The sequence below is a fragment of the Fundicoccus ignavus genome (genome assembly GCF_009659375.1).
GTDB classification, from domain to species: Bacteria; Bacillota; Bacilli; order Lactobacillales; family Aerococcaceae; genus Fundicoccus; species Fundicoccus ignavus.
This window is the reverse complement of sequence record NZ_WJQT01000001.1, coordinates 24,900-40,407: the sequence shown is the minus strand read 5'-3', so window position 1 is coordinate 40,407 and position 15,508 is coordinate 24,900. Positions and strand designations below refer to the sequence as shown.

17 protein-coding genes are annotated in these 15,508 nt (G+C 37.7%); all 17 read right to left on the bottom strand.

The genetic code is table 11. The features are described 5' to 3' along the window. Positions 1-249: 249 nt before the first annotated feature. A complete protein-coding gene (locus GF867_RS00355; RefSeq protein ID WP_153831140.1) occupies positions 250-2,229 on the bottom strand; it encodes a heavy metal translocating P-type ATPase in 1,980 nt (659 codons plus the stop codon). Positions 2,230-2,478: 249 nt separating this feature from the next. After that, on the bottom strand, positions 2,479-3,639 hold the full coding sequence (locus GF867_RS00350; protein ID WP_153831139.1) for an ABC transporter substrate-binding protein: 1,161 nt from the start codon (positions 3,637-3,639) through the stop codon (positions 2,479-2,481). Positions 3,640-3,754: 115 nt separating this feature from the next. Next, positions 3,755-5,263, bottom strand: a complete 1,509-nt coding sequence (locus GF867_RS00345; protein ID WP_153831138.1) for a hypothetical protein — start codon at positions 5,261-5,263, stop codon at positions 3,755-3,757. Positions 5,264-5,769: 506 nt separating this feature from the next. Continuing rightward, entirely contained in the window at positions 5,770-6,288 is a 519-nt protein-coding gene (locus GF867_RS00340) for a GNAT family N-acetyltransferase (protein ID WP_153831137.1), read from the bottom strand. A gap of 478 nt (positions 6,289-6,766) precedes the next feature. Beyond that, positions 6,767-7,537 (bottom strand): tRNA pseudouridine(38-40) synthase TruA, encoded by a 771-nt coding sequence (gene truA, locus GF867_RS00335; protein ID WP_153831136.1) that lies wholly within the window; start codon positions 7,535-7,537, stop codon positions 6,767-6,769. A gap of 18 nt (positions 7,538-7,555) precedes the next feature. Beyond that, positions 7,556-8,362 carry an energy-coupling factor transporter transmembrane component T family protein gene (locus GF867_RS00330; RefSeq protein WP_153831135.1) on the bottom strand — a complete coding sequence of 269 codons (807 nt, stop codon included), beginning with the start codon at positions 8,360-8,362 and terminating at the stop codon, positions 7,556-7,558. 3 nt (positions 8,363-8,365) lie between these two features. Further along, the gene (locus GF867_RS00325; RefSeq protein WP_153831134.1) at positions 8,366-9,256 is read right to left on the bottom strand and encodes an energy-coupling factor transporter ATPase; all 891 of its coding nucleotides are present in this window, start codon (positions 9,254-9,256) and stop codon (positions 8,366-8,368) included. Further along, on the bottom strand, positions 9,226-10,065 hold the full coding sequence (locus GF867_RS00320) for an energy-coupling factor ABC transporter ATP-binding protein (RefSeq protein WP_153831133.1): 840 nt from the start codon (positions 10,063-10,065) through the stop codon (positions 9,226-9,228). Before GF867_RS00320 ends, GF867_RS00325 begins: the two co-directional genes overlap by 31 nt. A 325-nt stretch (positions 10,066-10,390) precedes the next feature. After that, positions 10,391-10,771, bottom strand: coding sequence for a 50S ribosomal protein L17 (rplQ, locus tag GF867_RS00315; protein WP_153831132.1), 381 nt, complete (start codon positions 10,769-10,771; stop codon positions 10,391-10,393). 35 nt (positions 10,772-10,806) lie between these two features. Next, entirely contained in the window at positions 10,807-11,751 is a 945-nt protein-coding gene (locus GF867_RS00310; protein WP_153831131.1) for a DNA-directed RNA polymerase subunit alpha, read from the bottom strand. An 84-nt stretch (positions 11,752-11,835) separates the two neighbouring features. Then, the gene (gene rpsK, locus GF867_RS00305) at positions 11,836-12,228 is read right to left on the bottom strand and encodes a 30S ribosomal protein S11 (RefSeq protein WP_153831130.1); all 393 of its coding nucleotides are present in this window, start codon (positions 12,226-12,228) and stop codon (positions 11,836-11,838) included. Positions 12,229-12,263: 35 nt separating this feature from the next. After that, entirely contained in the window at positions 12,264-12,626 is a 363-nt protein-coding gene (gene rpsM, locus GF867_RS00300) for a 30S ribosomal protein S13 (RefSeq protein ID WP_153831129.1), read from the bottom strand. 27 nt (positions 12,627-12,653) lie between these two features. Next, complete coding sequence (gene rpmJ, locus GF867_RS00295) at positions 12,654-12,767, bottom strand: 50S ribosomal protein L36 (RefSeq protein WP_153831128.1); 114 nt, start codon at positions 12,765-12,767, stop codon at positions 12,654-12,656. A 34-nt stretch (positions 12,768-12,801) separates the two neighbouring features. Next, on the bottom strand, positions 12,802-13,020 hold the full coding sequence (gene infA, locus GF867_RS00290) for a translation initiation factor IF-1 (protein ID WP_153831127.1): 219 nt from the start codon (positions 13,018-13,020) through the stop codon (positions 12,802-12,804). A gap of 60 nt (positions 13,021-13,080) precedes the next feature. After that, the gene (locus GF867_RS00285) at positions 13,081-13,731 is read right to left on the bottom strand and encodes an adenylate kinase (RefSeq protein ID WP_153831126.1); all 651 of its coding nucleotides are present in this window, start codon (positions 13,729-13,731) and stop codon (positions 13,081-13,083) included. 29 nt (positions 13,732-13,760) lie between these two features. Next, entirely contained in the window at positions 13,761-15,053 is a 1,293-nt protein-coding gene (gene secY / locus GF867_RS00280; protein WP_153831125.1) for a preprotein translocase subunit SecY, read from the bottom strand. Then, positions 15,053-15,493, bottom strand: coding sequence for a 50S ribosomal protein L15 (gene rplO, locus GF867_RS00275; protein WP_153831124.1), 441 nt, complete (start codon positions 15,491-15,493; stop codon positions 15,053-15,055). The genes secY and rplO overlap by 1 nt, the downstream gene beginning before the upstream one ends. Between the last annotated feature and the right edge of the window lie 15 nt (positions 15,494-15,508).

Sequence of the window (15,508 nt, the reverse complement as noted above, 5' to 3'; positions counted from 1 at the left end):
GAAACGTTTTAATTATTACACCCGAATAGATTTTCGTCCATCTATGCGGGCAACACCATAAGGCCTCCTCGTCATAGATACTTAAAGTACCACGACGACGACGACGTTAAATGTAGTGTTTGTTTGTAATAAATTAAACTGTTTCATTACGTTCTGCCTCCAGTTAGAATATTTGATAGGTTTATATTAAATCTTTCTGTTAAAACTGTCAAGCGATTATCATCAAAAACTCATAAAAATTTTGTTTAGCTATTTCAATAAACGTAAACCATTTAGAATCACAACTAAAGTACTCCCTTCATGAATGATGACGCTAATCGCAATATCATTAAAACCTAAGACTGCCCCCGCAATCAAGAAGACTACCACAGCCATTGAGAAAATAATGTTCTGCCAAATAACGCGGTTCATTTTTTTCGCAATACGATGTGTTTGCACTAGTTTACTTAAATCATTGCGCATCAAGACTATATCCGATACTTCAATCGCTACATCGGTCCCCTCACCCATCGCAAGCCCAATATCGGCTTGCACTAGAGCAGGCGCATCATTCACACCATCGCCGACCATTGCTGTCACGCCTTGTTTTGCTTTCAACTCACTAACTAAGCGCGACTTATCCTCCGGCAATACATTCGCAAACACCTCTTTCAAACTAAGTTTCTGCCCGATTGCTTGACCAGTCTGTTCAGAATCACCCGTAATTAATGTCGTATGCACACCCGCTTGATTAAAGTAATCAATCGTAGCTTGCGCTTGTTCATTCGGCACATCCATCAAACCAATTGCTGCGACAACCTCCTCATCCTCTGCTAAGAAAATAACTGTTTGCCCAGCCTTTGACCATTTATTCTGTAGATCAAGGATTTCCGCTTTAACCTTCTCAAAAGACGATGGCTTACCAATACGGTAATTCTTCCCAGCATATTGACTCATTAATCCTGTTCCAATCTGATTCGTCACGTCAAGCTCCAATGGCGCACCAGATACAGTATAATATTCTAAAATTGCTGTAGCTAATGGATGATTAGACTGTCGCTCCATTGCCACTAGAATATCAATTAAAACCGGATCTTCTTTGACAAAATATGATTTAACGACTTCTGGCTTACCAACAGTTAAAGTTCCCGTCTTATCGAAGGCGATAGCTTGAACATTCGCTAGCTGTGATAAATAAACACTCCCTTTTGAAAGTACACCTTTGCGTGCTAAACTTGAGGTTGTGGAAAGCGTGACTGAGACGGTTGCAGCTGCTAACGCACAAGGTGAAGCGGCTACTAATAAAACCAAGCCCATTTGCACACTTTCTAATAATGGTGTTTGAAACATTAACGTATTAACGATAACAAATAAAATCACCGAAACTATCACGAAATTGACATATCTTGGCTCGAATCGCTGTATAATTGACGCAGCTTTCGTCTGATTTGCTTGATTTTGACTGACTAAAGAAATAATCTTCGCAAATATCGTCTCTTCATTCGCCTTCGTCACTTCGATTGTAATCGTACCCGTACCATTAATTGTACTTGCAAAGACTTCGTCACCTATTTGTTTTTCTGCTGGTATGCTTTCCCCATTAATCGACGATTCATCAATCGATGTGTTCCCCGCAATGACTTTTCCATCAATCGGTACTTGGTCTCCATTCAATATTTGTACGCTATCGCCAATTTTTAGCTCACTTACATCAATCACTGTAACGTTCCCCGCTTCATCTAGTAGTCGAGCAGTGTTAGGAGTCAATGCAATGAGTTGACTAATTTCACGTTGACTACGACCTTCAGCATAATCTTCAAGGAAATGCGCTCCAGCAAAAATTAAGATTAATAATGTAGCTTCCCAATAATTACCTAATAATGTGGCTCCCACAGCCGCTAAGCCCATTAACACATGTGAATTGGGTGTTAGTCGCTTAGAAGCTTTAGTACGACGAATTGTTTCACCAATACCTTCTAATAAAACAACGTGATACCCTGCCGTTAAACTTGCAATAACAAAGAGAATATTACTTAATACACTATCGCCCATTACAAGCGAAACTATGGCTAAAGTCAAACCAATTAAATATAAAATAATTGGTAACTTTCCGTGAGAATGATCGTGACTATGACCATGTTCGTGGTTATGCTCTTGGCTGTGTTCTTCATGTTGATGTGTGTGGGCAGCTTCATTGTGATCAATACCTTCATGTTGGCGACTTGTTTTTAAATGTTTAACATCTTTCATTTTGTTTGACCCCTCTCTGAAAAGCGTAATAATTCCTTTTTACGAATGAGCACCCATTCATATGTTTTTCAAAAAAAATGACCGAATGTTGAATCATATTTTGGCTGAATTCAAATGAATGATTAGTCATGTGTTCTATAGTTATATAGTACTCCATTTATCTGAGTGTGTCAACATATGTACACCGATTCAATTATAAATATAAAAAATCAGAGTAACACGATGGCTACTCTGATTAGATAAACAAAATTATTCAGCTGAAACTAATTCAGCGTTCACGATTTCACCGTTTTGTAAAGTGATCATTGTTGCTGGTTTAACTGGGTTATGGTTTTCGTCAATTGCGAAAGTACCTGTTACACCTGCAAATTCAGTTGTTGCTGCGATTGCATCTTTAACTGCTTCTGGATCAGTTGAGCCAGCTCTTTCAACAGCATCAATTAATAATTTAGCAGCGTCATAGCCTAAAGCCGCAAATGCATCTGGTTCTGAACCAAATTTCTCTTCATAAGCTGCCATAAATTCTACTACTACAGGTTCTTCTGATTCAGATGAGAAGTGGTTAGTGAAGTAAACATCATTCACGTTCTCTGCACCAGCTAATTCAATTAATGTTGGTGAAGCGAAACCGTCACCAGCTAAAATTGGTTGTGTAATGCCCATTTGACGAGCTTGTTGGATAATCAAGCCACCTTCTGTATAGTAACCTGGTACGTATAAAACATCGTATTCTTGTACTAATAATGAAGTTAAAACTGCTGAGAAGTCTGTATCGCCACTTGTATATGATTCTTGAGTAACGATTGTTCCACCGTTTTCTTCAAATTGAGCAACGAATGAATCTGTTAAACCTTGTGAATAGTCTAAGGCTTGGTCCGTTAAAACAGCTGCAGTTTTTGCACCTAAGTTTTCAGTAGCATAAGCTGCTGCGGCTGCACCTTGGTAAGAGTCCTCAAAACAAACTCTAAATAAATATTCTAATACACTACCGCTATCGTCTAAAGTGATGCCATCACCTGTAGCTGCAGGTAAAATTACCGGAATGCCTGCTTCTTCAATAATTGGAGTTTGCGCATTTGCTTGTCCAGTCGTTGCTGGTCCAACAATCCCTACAACACCTTCTCCAACTAAACGTGTTGCAACTGAAGCTGACTCAGTTAATTCTGACTGGCTATCAAAAAGAACGATTTCTAATTGTTGGCCATCAATAACGCCACCATTTGCGTTGACTTGTTCAACAGCTAATTCTAATCCATTTGCCATTGCTTGACCATATGAAGCAGCACCACCAGATAATTCGTAGTTAGCTCCAATTTTTACAGTATCTTGTGCTGAAACAGTTGCACTAGCTAGCGAACTAACGATAGCAACACTTGCTAAGAAAGTTAATCCTATTCTTTTTAATTTCATATGTTTTTCCTCCTAAAATCAATCATGCTTGAATTATAAGTCAATTAGAAGCGTTTTACAAGACAAATATTTGAATTTAGCCACTTTTTTATCATTAAATTCTAATTTTAGGTGCTTATTCCTTGTTTTTTTTCATTTTAGATGCTTTTTGGGTGTTTCTAGCTAAGGTATCTTTGAGATGTTGGATAAAATATTTAAGCACTTGATGACGTGCATGATATTTATCTTGACCCGAAATAATATACCAAGGTGCATTCTCAGTGTGGGTTCTATCTAACATTTCATTCATTGCCAAAATATACTCGTCCCATTTTTTGCGGTTACGCCAATCTTCAGTCGTTATTTTATAATTCTTTTCTGGTTCATTGAGCCTATCCTGGAATCGTTTAGCTTGTTCATCTTCGTCAATATAGAGGAAAAACTTCATCACGACACTTCCATGATCAGTCAATGTTTTCTCCATCTGATTGATTTCTTTATAGGCCCTTTGCCAGTCCCTCTGAGGGGTAAGCCCTTCTACTCGCTCAACAAGCACACGACCATACCAACTGCGATCAAAAATAACCATATCACCATCTTGCGGTAATTCAATTTGGAAACGCCATAAGTAATGAAACAAACGCTCAATTTGATTCGGTGCGTTAATACCATAAATTTTATAACTGCGAGGATCAATATGTCGCGTAAGCCGTTTAATAGCTCCACCTTTCCCGGCGGCATCTACCCCCTCAAAAGCTAATACAATCGCTATATCATGCGTGTAACACTCATAAACTAGATTAGCTGCTTCTTTTTGCAACTTTTCTAAGTCTTTATCATACTCTTTTTCTGAAAGTTTTAAGCTTAAATCAACGTCATCTAATTTAGGTTGTTCGATATGGTACTCATGAGTTGGTAAGTCCTCTTGGCTCGTTCTCCTCAACGTAATTTGCTCAATACCGGCAGTAATCAATTCAATTGTCAGACCGAGTGCTGTTTTAGAGGCTAATTTCAAATCTTCAGCTGCAATAATATGCCAAGGACTATAAGGTAAGTCTGTCGCTTTTAAAACCTTATCAAACCATTTTTGGTGGCTGGCATAATCTTTCGCCTGCGCGTAATCTTCATCTGATAATAGAAACTGACTTCGGGTTGATTGCTCTAATTGCTTAATATTATTCGCTTGGGTTTCTTCCGTTACATTAAGAAATAGCTTAATCACTATCGTATCATCATCCACTAACATTTTCTCTAATGCTAAAAGCTCTTGTACCCTTTGTGCTAATTTTTTATCCGTTCTTTCATCGTGATTAAATACTTGGTAATAGAAACTGCGATCATAAACGACCATTTCGCGACGACTTGGAATTTTACGCCAGAAACGCCAGACGCTTGTGTGTCGCATCTCCTCTTCAGTAGCGCCTTCAAAAACTTCCACTCTGACATAACGTGGATCTAATTCACGTGTTAAGTCATTAATTACAAAGCCCTTTCCTGAACTCTCCCAACCATCAACTAAGATTAAGACAGGTATATCGAGTCTTTGAACGATTCTTTGGAGCCTATCTAATTGTTCACCTAAATCTGAGCGTTTGAAATTAACGTACCGTTGATCCACTTTGTCGAATTTAAAATCTTTTAACATTAGTATCCTCCATTCATCCCTCTAATTGGCATGTATTCTCAACTTACTGTTATGCTTATTTTAACACGCTAAATCCAATAGCAATAACAATAGCCTTTAGATTGAATGGTATTCTAGTTAATGGCAGGTCTAACTCTTTATATAATGAGAAAATTAGAAACTAGTCCTAAGCCACTAATTTCTAATTAGCAGTTTTAACTTGATTATATAGCGTTATTGTTGTTAGATAGCTATGCTTAGCTCAGCAACTTGATTTCCATAGCGGTACAAAGGGCAATCGGCGCAGCTGCTCTGACTATGAGCACAGCGAATTAGACAGAGCCTAGCCGATTGAGCTGGAAAAGCACGAGCTTCAGCGAGGCTTTGAAAGCGACCACCGCCTTGGAAAACAATTAGCTGAGCAAAGTACAAAGCTTGATAAACCAACCCTAAACCTATAAAACCTTGTATTATAAATAAACCCATTGCAAAATAGCAATGGGCATCCATATGGTTATATAGGTTTATTAACTTTCACGGGAATAATGATAGGCATTGCGAGCAGTTCCATCTGCTACATAAATCACACCACAATATTTATAGCCGAATTTTTCAATAAGATGAATCATTGGTTGATTTAATGAATGAGTATCAATTCGAATCTGATCATAACGGTCTTTTACCCATTCCATGCAAAATTGGCCACTACCTTTGACTTGTCCGCTGGTACTAATTCGATGAATTGTCACATAAGGTGCATCATTTAACCAAGCACCGCCTTCAATGTGAGTGTAAGTCGGATCAATACCTTCGATAGCAGCAAAGGTTGCGACAATCGTGCCTTCTGGCAATCCTTCAACTTCATCAGCCTCAGTGACACACACATAACTCGCTTGTTGATTAATGTCTTTTAAGACAAGTTCACGACCTGGGTGGCCTTTGCGCCACTGATTGGGGTTGCCGCTCGCAATTTGAACTTGACGGCCGTATTCAAATATCTCTAAGATGCGTTCAATATCAGTTAATTCAGTAGGACGTATTCTCATTAGGTCACCTCATATATGTTTTATTGGCCTATTGTAGCATAAGTTCGATTATTTCACTAAATATTAAGCAAGGCCTTCCTATCAATCGGGATAATAAATAATCTCTTCATACGTTTATCACGACCCACTTAGGTGAGCAGAGAACAAATGCGATTAAATCACTCCTAAACTTATAATCCTAAAAAAGCTTGGAATTATGTCTCAGTTTCAATAACTGAAGCATGATAGACAGTGAGTCGTGTGCAAGTTTTCAAAACTCGAACACGATTAGAATCAGGAAACTCCGAACTTTTTCCCGAGGTCTTTAAACTCTTGTTAGCAGTTATAATTCGGTAATACCGTCTTGGATAAACAATAAGCGAAGCACAAATGCTAGTAAAACACAGCTAAACTCATATTCTCTTAAAATATTGTAAAAAAATAGCGTCAGTGATTTTTCACCAACGCTATTTTATCGTATTTTGAGAGATGGTGTCCTTTATTTAAAAGGGTCTTCTGGATATTCAACTTCCATCATGCACAGGCCTTGCGGTGGTGCAGTTGGGCCAGCTTCATTTCGATTTTGTGCTTCAAGTAGACGTTCCAACTCATTAACTGGCTTGAGTCCATCACCAATTTGTAGGAGCGTTCCAACAAGGATGCGGACCATATTATAAAGAAAACCTGCGCCATGAAAGTAAAAATGCAATTCATGGCTAGCTTCATCATAATTAACGGTTGCTTCGTAGATCGTGCGAACCTTATTTTCTTTGTCTGTCTTCGAAGAACAAAAGCTCGAGAAATCATGAGTACCGACAATTGCTTGAATAGCAGCCTGCATATTCTGCAAATTATAACGGTAAGGATGATGGGTCGTGTACAAACGTTTGAATGGGTCTGGGAAGCGGTTGGTATCAACACGATAAAGATACTTTTTCCCAGTTGCATGATAGCGTGAGTGAAAATCATCCGCTACTTGAGCAACTTGAATAATACGTATCGATGAGTCGAGGATACTATTAAGCGCGCGCAACATCGAATCTGGTTGAATAGCTGCTGGATAATCAAAGTGAATCACTTGCCCTAAAGCATGAACCCCAGAATCTGTTCGACCTGAACTAGAGGTCGGAATGTGTTGACCTTTTGGTAATTTAGCCATTAATTTCAATGCTTTTTCAATTTCGGCTTGGATGCTTGGCCCATTAGGCTGTACTTGGTAACCCACATAATGAGTTCCATCGTATTGAAGTTTGGCAGCATAACGTGGCATTTAGAAATCCTCCTCTAGTTAAAAAGCAATAAAACGCAAGCCGATTAGAACGGCCGTTACTAATAAATATCCTACAAATACTAACAAATCATTACGGTCAAAATCCAGTTGACGGTACTTAGTACGACCTTCTCCACCACGATAGCCACGTGCTTCCATCGCAGTAGCCATTTCTTCAGCACGATTAAACGCACTCACAAAAAGCGGAACTAAAATCGGAATGATTGCCTTCATACGGTCAACGAAATTACCTTGATTAAATTCAACACCACGCGCTCTCTGAGCATTCATGATTCTTTGTGCCTCATCCATTAATGTTGGCACATAACGCAATGCGATGGATAGCATTAAAGCAATTTCATGAGCTGGGAAACCAAAGCGAGCTAAGGGACGTAATAAATGTTCGATACCGTCCGTTAATTCTAAAGGTGCAGTCGTTAAAGTAAGTAAAGTGGACATCATAATAATTAAAACCAACCGAGCAAAAATGTAAGCTCCATTTATTAACCCTGATGATGTAATCTGGAAAACCCAAAACTCTGCATACACCGTTCCGCCTGTTGTAAACAACACTTGGAAAATAACCGTGAATAAAATTAGCCAAATCAAAGGTTTCACACCATTTAAGAAGAACTTAATATCAATTCCACTTAACCAAATAGCGAAAAATGTAAAGAGAGCTAGCAACAAATAAGAGAGCCAATTGTTGGCTAAAAAGATAATTAAAATAAAGTAGAAGCTCCCGAGTAATTTTGTTCTTGGATCTAACTTGTGAACAAAACTATTCGATTTAATATAGCGACCTAATAACATTTTCTCTAACATAGCTTATCCCTCCTCTACCTGAATACCAGCTTTAATTTTAAGCAAGTAATCTGCTAATTCGTCTACAGTTAAAGGTGGTTTTGCTGTCGTCGGCATTGCGACATCCAATTGACTATCTATTTTAGCCATAAATGACATGGCTTGAGGTAAGCTTAATTGTTTCTGATCTAACCAGCTAGCATCTGCAAAAACTTCTGCTGGTGTACCATTTTTAACCATAGTACCTTTTTCCATTACGATGACATTATCTGCATACTTCGCCACGTCATCCATTTGATGGGTCACCAGTACTAAGGTAATATTCGTTGTTTGTTGTAAATCAATAAACATCTCCATCATACTCTTATGACCTAATGGGTCTAATCCTGCAGTAGGTTCATCTAAAACTAATACTTCAGGCTCAAGTGCTAAAACACCTGCGATCGCAACACGACGCATTTGCCCACCACTTAAATCAAAAGGTGACCTTTCATATAAATGTTCTGGAATCCCTACTAATGCTAATTTTTCCTTAGCAATTCGCATCGCTTCTTCTTCTGAAATATCAAAGTTTAATGGACCGAACATTACATCTTTAATGACACTTTCCTCAAATAATTGAGCTTCCGGAAATTGGAATACAACGCCCACTTTTTTACGTAGAGGTTTTAACGTTGCATGCTCAGAAGTAGCGGTAACTTTTTCTCCAGCTACCGTCAAAGTCCCTGCTGTCGGTCTCAAAAGTACATTTAAGTGTTGAATTAAAGTAGATTTACCTGAACCAGTATGTCCAACAATTGCCGTCACTTTATTTTCAGGAATTGTTAAATTGACGTTATTTAAGACATCAACTGCAAATGGTGTATTTGGATTATAAGTATAACTTACTTGATCAAATATGATTTGGTTAGCCATTCGAACAACTCCTCCTCGTTTAAATATTCCTCAGGTAATTCAACACCACGTTGAATTAAAGCTTGTTTTAATTTTTGAGCAAAAGGCACATCTAAGCCCATACCCACTAATTCATTTCCTATAGAGAAAATATTTGCTGGTGTATCGTGTTTAACCATTTGTCCTTGATTCATAACAAAAATACGATCCGCATAACTTGCTTCATCAATATCATGTGTGATTGAAATTACGGTTAAATTAAATTTCTCTTTTAAATCACGAATGGCAGCAATTACTTCTTTTCGGCCTAAAGGATCTAGCATTGCAGTCGCTTCGTCTAAGATAACAACATCTGGACGCAACGCGATGACGCTTGCCAATGCAACTCTTTGCTTTTGTCCCCCTGAAAGGCGAGCAGGTTCGTGTTCTTTAAATTCTGTAATACGCACTTGTTTAAGCGCATCCTCAATACGTGTAATCATTTCTTCACGCGGAATTCCATTATTTTCTAAGCCAAACGCGATATCATCCTCAACTGTTGCTCCAACAAATTGATTATCTGGGTTTTGAAATACCATGCCGACTGCACGACGTGCGTCCCAAACCGTCTCTTCATTTAACTGTTGTCCATTTATTTTTACTTCACCTTCATAAGGTACCAGTAAACCATTAATAATTTTTGCTAATGTTGATTTGCCTGATCCGTTCGGGCCAATAATAGCAATCCATTCACCTTGTTTAATTTCCAATGATACATTGCTCAAAGCGTTCGTCTCATTATTGGGATATTGAAACGAGATATTATTTAGTACAACGATTGGTTGAGCCATTATTTCCACTCCTTTAACTCGATTGATACATTCGATCAACAATGAACAGTTAAACAATAGATGTTGACCTAGAATATTTTCTTTCATACTTAAACCGTCATTCCTACTATCACTATTATATGACAAATGAATCACAATTTAAGTATAAAAAAAACCACTTATACGATGAAAAGCACGCTGATTGAGATTTACTACCTAAGCAGTAAATCTCAATCATTGAATAATAGAGCTTTTAACTTATTATTCGTGCTATAGAGCTAGACCAATAAACAAACGTTCATCAATCGTAACACTCTCCATCATAAAAGTGACTCACATAGAGCAATTATACTAACTCTAAGATTACCATTGGTGCAGCGTCACCACGTCTTGGTCCTTTTTTAAGGATGCGTGTGTAACCACCATTACGGTTCTCATAGCGTGTTGCATAAGTATCGAATAAACGATCTAGAACACGTTCGATTACAACTTTGTCATCTTCAATTCTTGCGTCTGCAATTTCATTGCGTAAGAAAGCTGCAGCTGCACGACGTGATGCTAAGTCGCCCTTTTTAGCTAATGTAATCATTTTATCAACTGTTTTACGAACTTCTTTAGCACGTGCTTCAGTTGTTACAATAGATTCGTTAATAATAACGTCAGTTGTTAAATCGCGTAATAATGCTTTACGTTGTGCACTTTTACGTCCTAATTTACGGTATGCCATTCAAATTTTCCTCCTTTTCTTACAAATGAAAAGTTTTAGTCTTCTTCACGTAAACCTAACTCAAGACCAGCTAATTTATTCTTAACTTCTTCAAGTGATTTACGTCCGAGGTTACGTACTTTCATCATTTCAGATTCAGTCTTATTTGTTAATTCTTGGATAGTATTAATGCCAGCGCGTTTCAGACAGTTGTATGAACGAACAGATAAATCTAATTCTTCAATTGTCATCACTAACATTTTTTCTTTTTCTGCTTCTTCTTTTTCAACCATGATTTCAGCTTGACGAGCTTCATCACTTAAGTTCACAAAGATATTTAAATGCTCAGTTAAGATTTTAGCAGCCAAACTTAAGGATTTCTCAGGACTGATTGATCCATCTGTCCAGATATCCATAGTAAGTTTATCATAGACATTTTTCTGTCCGATGCGAGTGTTCTCAACTTGATAATTTACTTTATGAACAGGTGTATAGATTGAGTCAATCGGTAAGACTCCAATCGGCATATCTTCACGTTTATTATGTTCTCCACGAACATATCCACGACCATTTGATACATTTAATTGAATATCTAATTGCGCACCTTCAGCTAAGGTACAAATATATAAATCAGGATTTAAAATTTGTACTTCATTATCATGAATGATGTCTGCAGCGGTAACAGTTTTGGGACCAGTAACATTTAATTCGATCACTTTATCTTCTTGTGTATGTAATTTTAACGCTAGTTCTTTCAAATGAAGAATGATTGTTGGGACATCCTCAACAACGCCATCAACGGTAGCGAACTCGTGTAAAACTCCATCTATCTGGATGCTTGTTACAGCAGAACCAGGTAAAGAAGATAATAAAATACGACGTAATGAGTTTCCAAGGGTTGTGCCATAACCACGTTCTAGTGGTTCAATAACGATTTTTCCATATTTGGAATCGTCACTGACTTCAATCGTTCTAATTTCTGGTTTTTCAATTTCGATCATTGATTATTCTGCCCCTTTCAAAACGTTTTGTTTCAATGATAATTTAGATGCATAATTTGTAGACAGTCAATGTCACAATTATCATTAGACACGGCGACGTTTTGGTGGACGACAACCGTTGTGTGGAATTGGTGTTACGTCACGGATTGCAGTTACTTCTAATCCAGTAGCTTGTAAAGAACGGATTGCAGATTCACGACCTGAACCAGGACCTTTTACAGTTACTTCAAGTGATTTCATGCCATGTTCCATAGCACCTTTAGCAGCAACTTCTGATGCCATTTGAGCAGCAAATGGTGTAGCTTTTTTAGATCCGCGGAATCCTAAAGATCCAGCTGAAGACCAAGAAATAGCATTACCATTTACATCAGTAATCATAACGATTGTGTTGTTAAAAGTAGAGCGAATATGTGCGATACCTTTTTCAACATTTTTTCTTACACGACGGCGTCTGCGTGTTTGTTGTTTTTTTGCCATGAAGATTTTTACCTCCTTCATCTAAATTATATTAATTATTTTTTACCAGTGATTGATTTTTTAGGACCTTTACGAGTACGTGCGTTGTTCTTAGTGTTTTGTCCACGTACAGGTAAGTTACGACGGTGACGGTTACCACGGTATGAACCGATTTCTTGTAGACGTTTAATGTTTAAGCTTACTTCACGTCTTAAGTCACCTTCGACTTTTAATGCATCAATGATACCACGGATGCGATCTAACTCATCGTTTGTTAAATCTTTAACACGAGTTTCTTCTGAAACATTAGCTTCTGCTAAAATGTTTTTTGAAGTTGTGTTACCAATTCCGAAAATATATGTTAATGCAATAACTACACGTTTTTCACGTGGAATATCTACTCCTGCAATACGAGCCATATATCGTTTGCCTCCTTATCTTACTTATTAACCTTGACGTTGTTTATGTTTTGGGTTTTCACAAATGACCATTACTCGTCCGTTACGGCGAATAATTTTACATTTTTCACAAATTGGTTTTACTGATGCTCTAACTTTCAACTATGTCCCTCCTTAACTAACTTGGCGGATGGTTTTATTTAAAGCGGTATGTAATTCGTCCACGTGATAAATCATAAGGAGACAATTCAATTGTTACCTTATCACCTGGTAGAATACGAATGTAATTCATTCTAATTTTACCTGAAACGTGAGCTAAAATTTCATGCCCGTTTTCTAATTCAACCTTAAACATTGCGTTTGGTAAAGTTTCAATGACTGTACCTTCTACTTCGATAACATCATCTTTAGCCATTATTACTTCCTCCTCCTAACAATCTCGTTACTTTTATACAAAACAAATGACGAAATATAACTATTTCTCTAATATTGTACGAATCTCACGGTAAACTTCCTCAATAGATTGCTCACCATTGATTTTATGTAATAGACCGCGTTGGTTGTAATAATCAAGTATAGGTCGAATCGATTCCATTTGAAGATTAATTCGATGTGCTACTCTTTCAGGTTTATCATCTTCTCTTTGATAGAAGTCGTGTGAACCACAGTTATCGCAAACTCCATCCTCTTGTGGGGGATTGTAAATTTTATGATAAGTAGCGCCACAGTCTCTACAGATGATACGTCCACTTAAACGTCCTTTTAATACCTCAGCATCAACATCAATTAAAATAACTGCATCGATTTGAGTATTTAAAGTTTCTAAGTTTTCTTCTAATGCTTCGGCTTGTACTTTAGTACGTGGATAACCATCTAACATAAAGCCACGCGCTTTAACATCATCTTGCGATAATCTTTCGCGCACCAATCCATTAGTTACATCATCTGGAACTAAATCACCACGGTCTGTGTATGCTTTAGCTTCTAATCCAAGAGGTGTTTCATCTTTGATCGCTTGTCTGAAAATATCGCCGGTAGAAATATGAACAATTTCATAGTCTCGTGCGATTTGTTCGCTTTGCGTTCCTTTACCAGCGCCTGGTAATCCCATTAATAATATGTTCATTTATATCTTCCTTCGTTTTTTAATACGTTTTATTCGTGAAGAAATCCTTGGTAACGACGTTTTACCATACGGCCTTCAATTTGCTTAGCTGTTTCGATTGCAACTCCGACAACGATTAATAAACTAGTACCACTAAGTGAAATTTGCATTGGAACGTTCCAGATTAAACCAATAGCAATTGGCATAACCGCTATAAACGTTAAGTAAAATGCACCTACACCACTTAATCTATTGATTAAATTAGTGATATATAACTCTGTGTCGTGACCTGGGCGCACACTTGGAATGTATGCACTTTGTTTTTGAAGGTTTTCAGAAACTTTTTCCGGGTTGACTTGCACTAGCGAATAGAAATAAGCAAAGGCAATGATCAGAATTGTATAGAAAATAGCACCAAGTGGGTGTTGAAGACTAAATAAATTTACAACAATTTGCATCCACGCACTATCTGTGTCGGTGTTCATAAATCCTAAGATTGTCTGAGGTGTTGTAATAAATGACGAAGCAAAAATTACAGGAATCACCCCTGCCGAGTTGATTTTTAATGGTAAGTGCGCTGTATGGCTTGCGCCTGATGCTTTTTTAGAGTGATGAATTGGAATGCGTCTTTGAGCACGCTCCATCAACACAACAATCACAATTAATGCCACAATTACTAGAACTACTGCTAATAAAATTAACACGTTCATTAATAATTGATCTCCAGCATTTACAATGCTTGTAGTAACATAATTGTAAATCTCTTTTGGTACTTCTGCCACAATACCTGCGAAGATTAACATTGATACACCATTTCCAATTCCGTTACGAGTGATTTGTTCACCCAACCAGATTAAGAACATTGTACCAGCTGATAATACTAAGGCAATTGTTAGATAGGTAGCGACACTAGGGTCTTTTACTAAACCTAAACCTGATAATTGGTTAAATCCAACTGAAATACCAATTGCTTGTACAAATCCAAGTACGATAGCTGTATAAGTCGTTGTTTGGTTTAACTTACGACGACCAACCTCGCCTTGATTTGCCCATTCAGTTAATTTAGGAATAATATCCATTTGTAACAATTGAACGATAATTGAGGCAGTGATGTAAGGGGAAACGCCCATCGCGAAGATAGAATAGCGTTGTAATGCCCCACCACCAAAAGTATTTAATAAGCCAAGCAAACCACTTTGCGAAAGAGTTTGAATAGCTGATGCGTTAACTCCAGGAACTGGAATATGTGATCCTAAACGGAACACAGCAAGAATAAATAATGTAAACAAAATTCTCTGACGGATATCCTTAATAGTGAAGGCGTTCTTCAGAAATGAAAACATTAAATCACCTCGATTGATCCACCAGCTGCAGTAATTGCTTCTTCTGCCGCTTTGGAGAATTTAGCTGCTTGAACAGTTAATTTTCTTTCCAGTTGTCCCTCACCTAAAATTTTAATACCTGATAATTCTTTTTTAACGATTCCAGACTCAACTAAAAGTGCTGGTGTTACTGTTGTACCATCTTCAAAACGGTTTAAAGTTTCTAAGTTTACAACAGCGTATTCTTTACGGTTAATGTTGTTGAATCCGCGTTTTGGAATACGTCTGAATAATGGAGTTTGTCCACCTTCGAATCCTAAGCGTACTCCACCACCTGAACGTTGTTTTTGACCTTTCGATCCGCGTCCAGCTGTTTTACCGTTACCAGAACCTTGACCACGACCTACACGGTTGCGTTCTTGTCTAGATCCTTCTGCTGGTTTTAATGTATGAAGTTTCATTAATTGGCACCTCCT

What these genes read in the sequence shown, in the direction of transcription:
- GF867_RS00355 (WP_153831140.1), bottom strand. Translation starts at nt 2,229, where the DNA reads ATGAAAGATGTTAAACATTTAAAAACAAGTCGCCAACATGAAGGTATT.
- GF867_RS00350 (WP_153831139.1), bottom strand. Translation starts at nt 3,639, where the DNA reads ATGAAATTAAAAAGAATAGGATTAACTTTCTTAGCAAGTGTTGCTATC.
- GF867_RS00345 (WP_153831138.1), bottom strand. Translation starts at nt 5,263, where the DNA reads ATGTTAAAAGATTTTAAATTCGACAAAGTGGATCAACGGTACGTTAAT.
- GF867_RS00340 (WP_153831137.1), bottom strand. Translation starts at nt 6,288, where the DNA reads ATGAGAATACGTCCTACTGAATTAACTGATATTGAACGCATCTTAGAG.
- truA (WP_153831136.1), bottom strand. Translation starts at nt 7,537, where the DNA reads ATGCCACGTTATGCTGCCAAACTTCAATACGATGGAACTCATTATGTG.
- GF867_RS00330 (WP_153831135.1), bottom strand. Translation starts at nt 8,362, where the DNA reads ATGTTAGAGAAAATGTTATTAGGTCGCTATATTAAATCGAATAGTTTT.
- GF867_RS00325 (WP_153831134.1), bottom strand. Translation starts at nt 9,256, where the DNA reads ATGGCTAACCAAATCATATTTGATCAAGTAAGTTATACTTATAATCCA.
- GF867_RS00320 (WP_153831133.1), bottom strand. Translation starts at nt 10,065, where the DNA reads ATGGCTCAACCAATCGTTGTACTAAATAATATCTCGTTTCAATATCCC.
- rplQ (WP_153831132.1), bottom strand. Translation starts at nt 10,771, where the DNA reads ATGGCATACCGTAAATTAGGACGTAAAAGTGCACAACGTAAAGCATTA.
- GF867_RS00310 (WP_153831131.1), bottom strand. Translation starts at nt 11,751, where the DNA reads ATGATCGAAATTGAAAAACCAGAAATTAGAACGATTGAAGTCAGTGAC.
- rpsK (WP_153831130.1), bottom strand. Translation starts at nt 12,228, where the DNA reads ATGGCAAAAAAACAACAAACACGCAGACGCCGTCGTGTAAGAAAAAAT.
- rpsM (WP_153831129.1), bottom strand. Translation starts at nt 12,626, where the DNA reads ATGGCTCGTATTGCAGGAGTAGATATTCCACGTGAAAAACGTGTAGTT.
- infA (WP_153831127.1), bottom strand. Translation starts at nt 13,020, where the DNA reads ATGGCTAAAGATGATGTTATCGAAGTAGAAGGTACAGTCATTGAAACT.
- GF867_RS00285 (WP_153831126.1), bottom strand. Translation starts at nt 13,731, where the DNA reads ATGAACATATTATTAATGGGATTACCAGGCGCTGGTAAAGGAACGCAA.
- secY (WP_153831125.1), bottom strand. Translation starts at nt 15,053, where the DNA reads ATGTTTTCATTTCTGAAGAACGCCTTCACTATTAAGGATATCCGTCAG.
- rplO (WP_153831124.1), bottom strand. Translation starts at nt 15,493, where the DNA reads ATGAAACTTCATACATTAAAACCAGCAGAAGGATCTAGACAAGAACGC.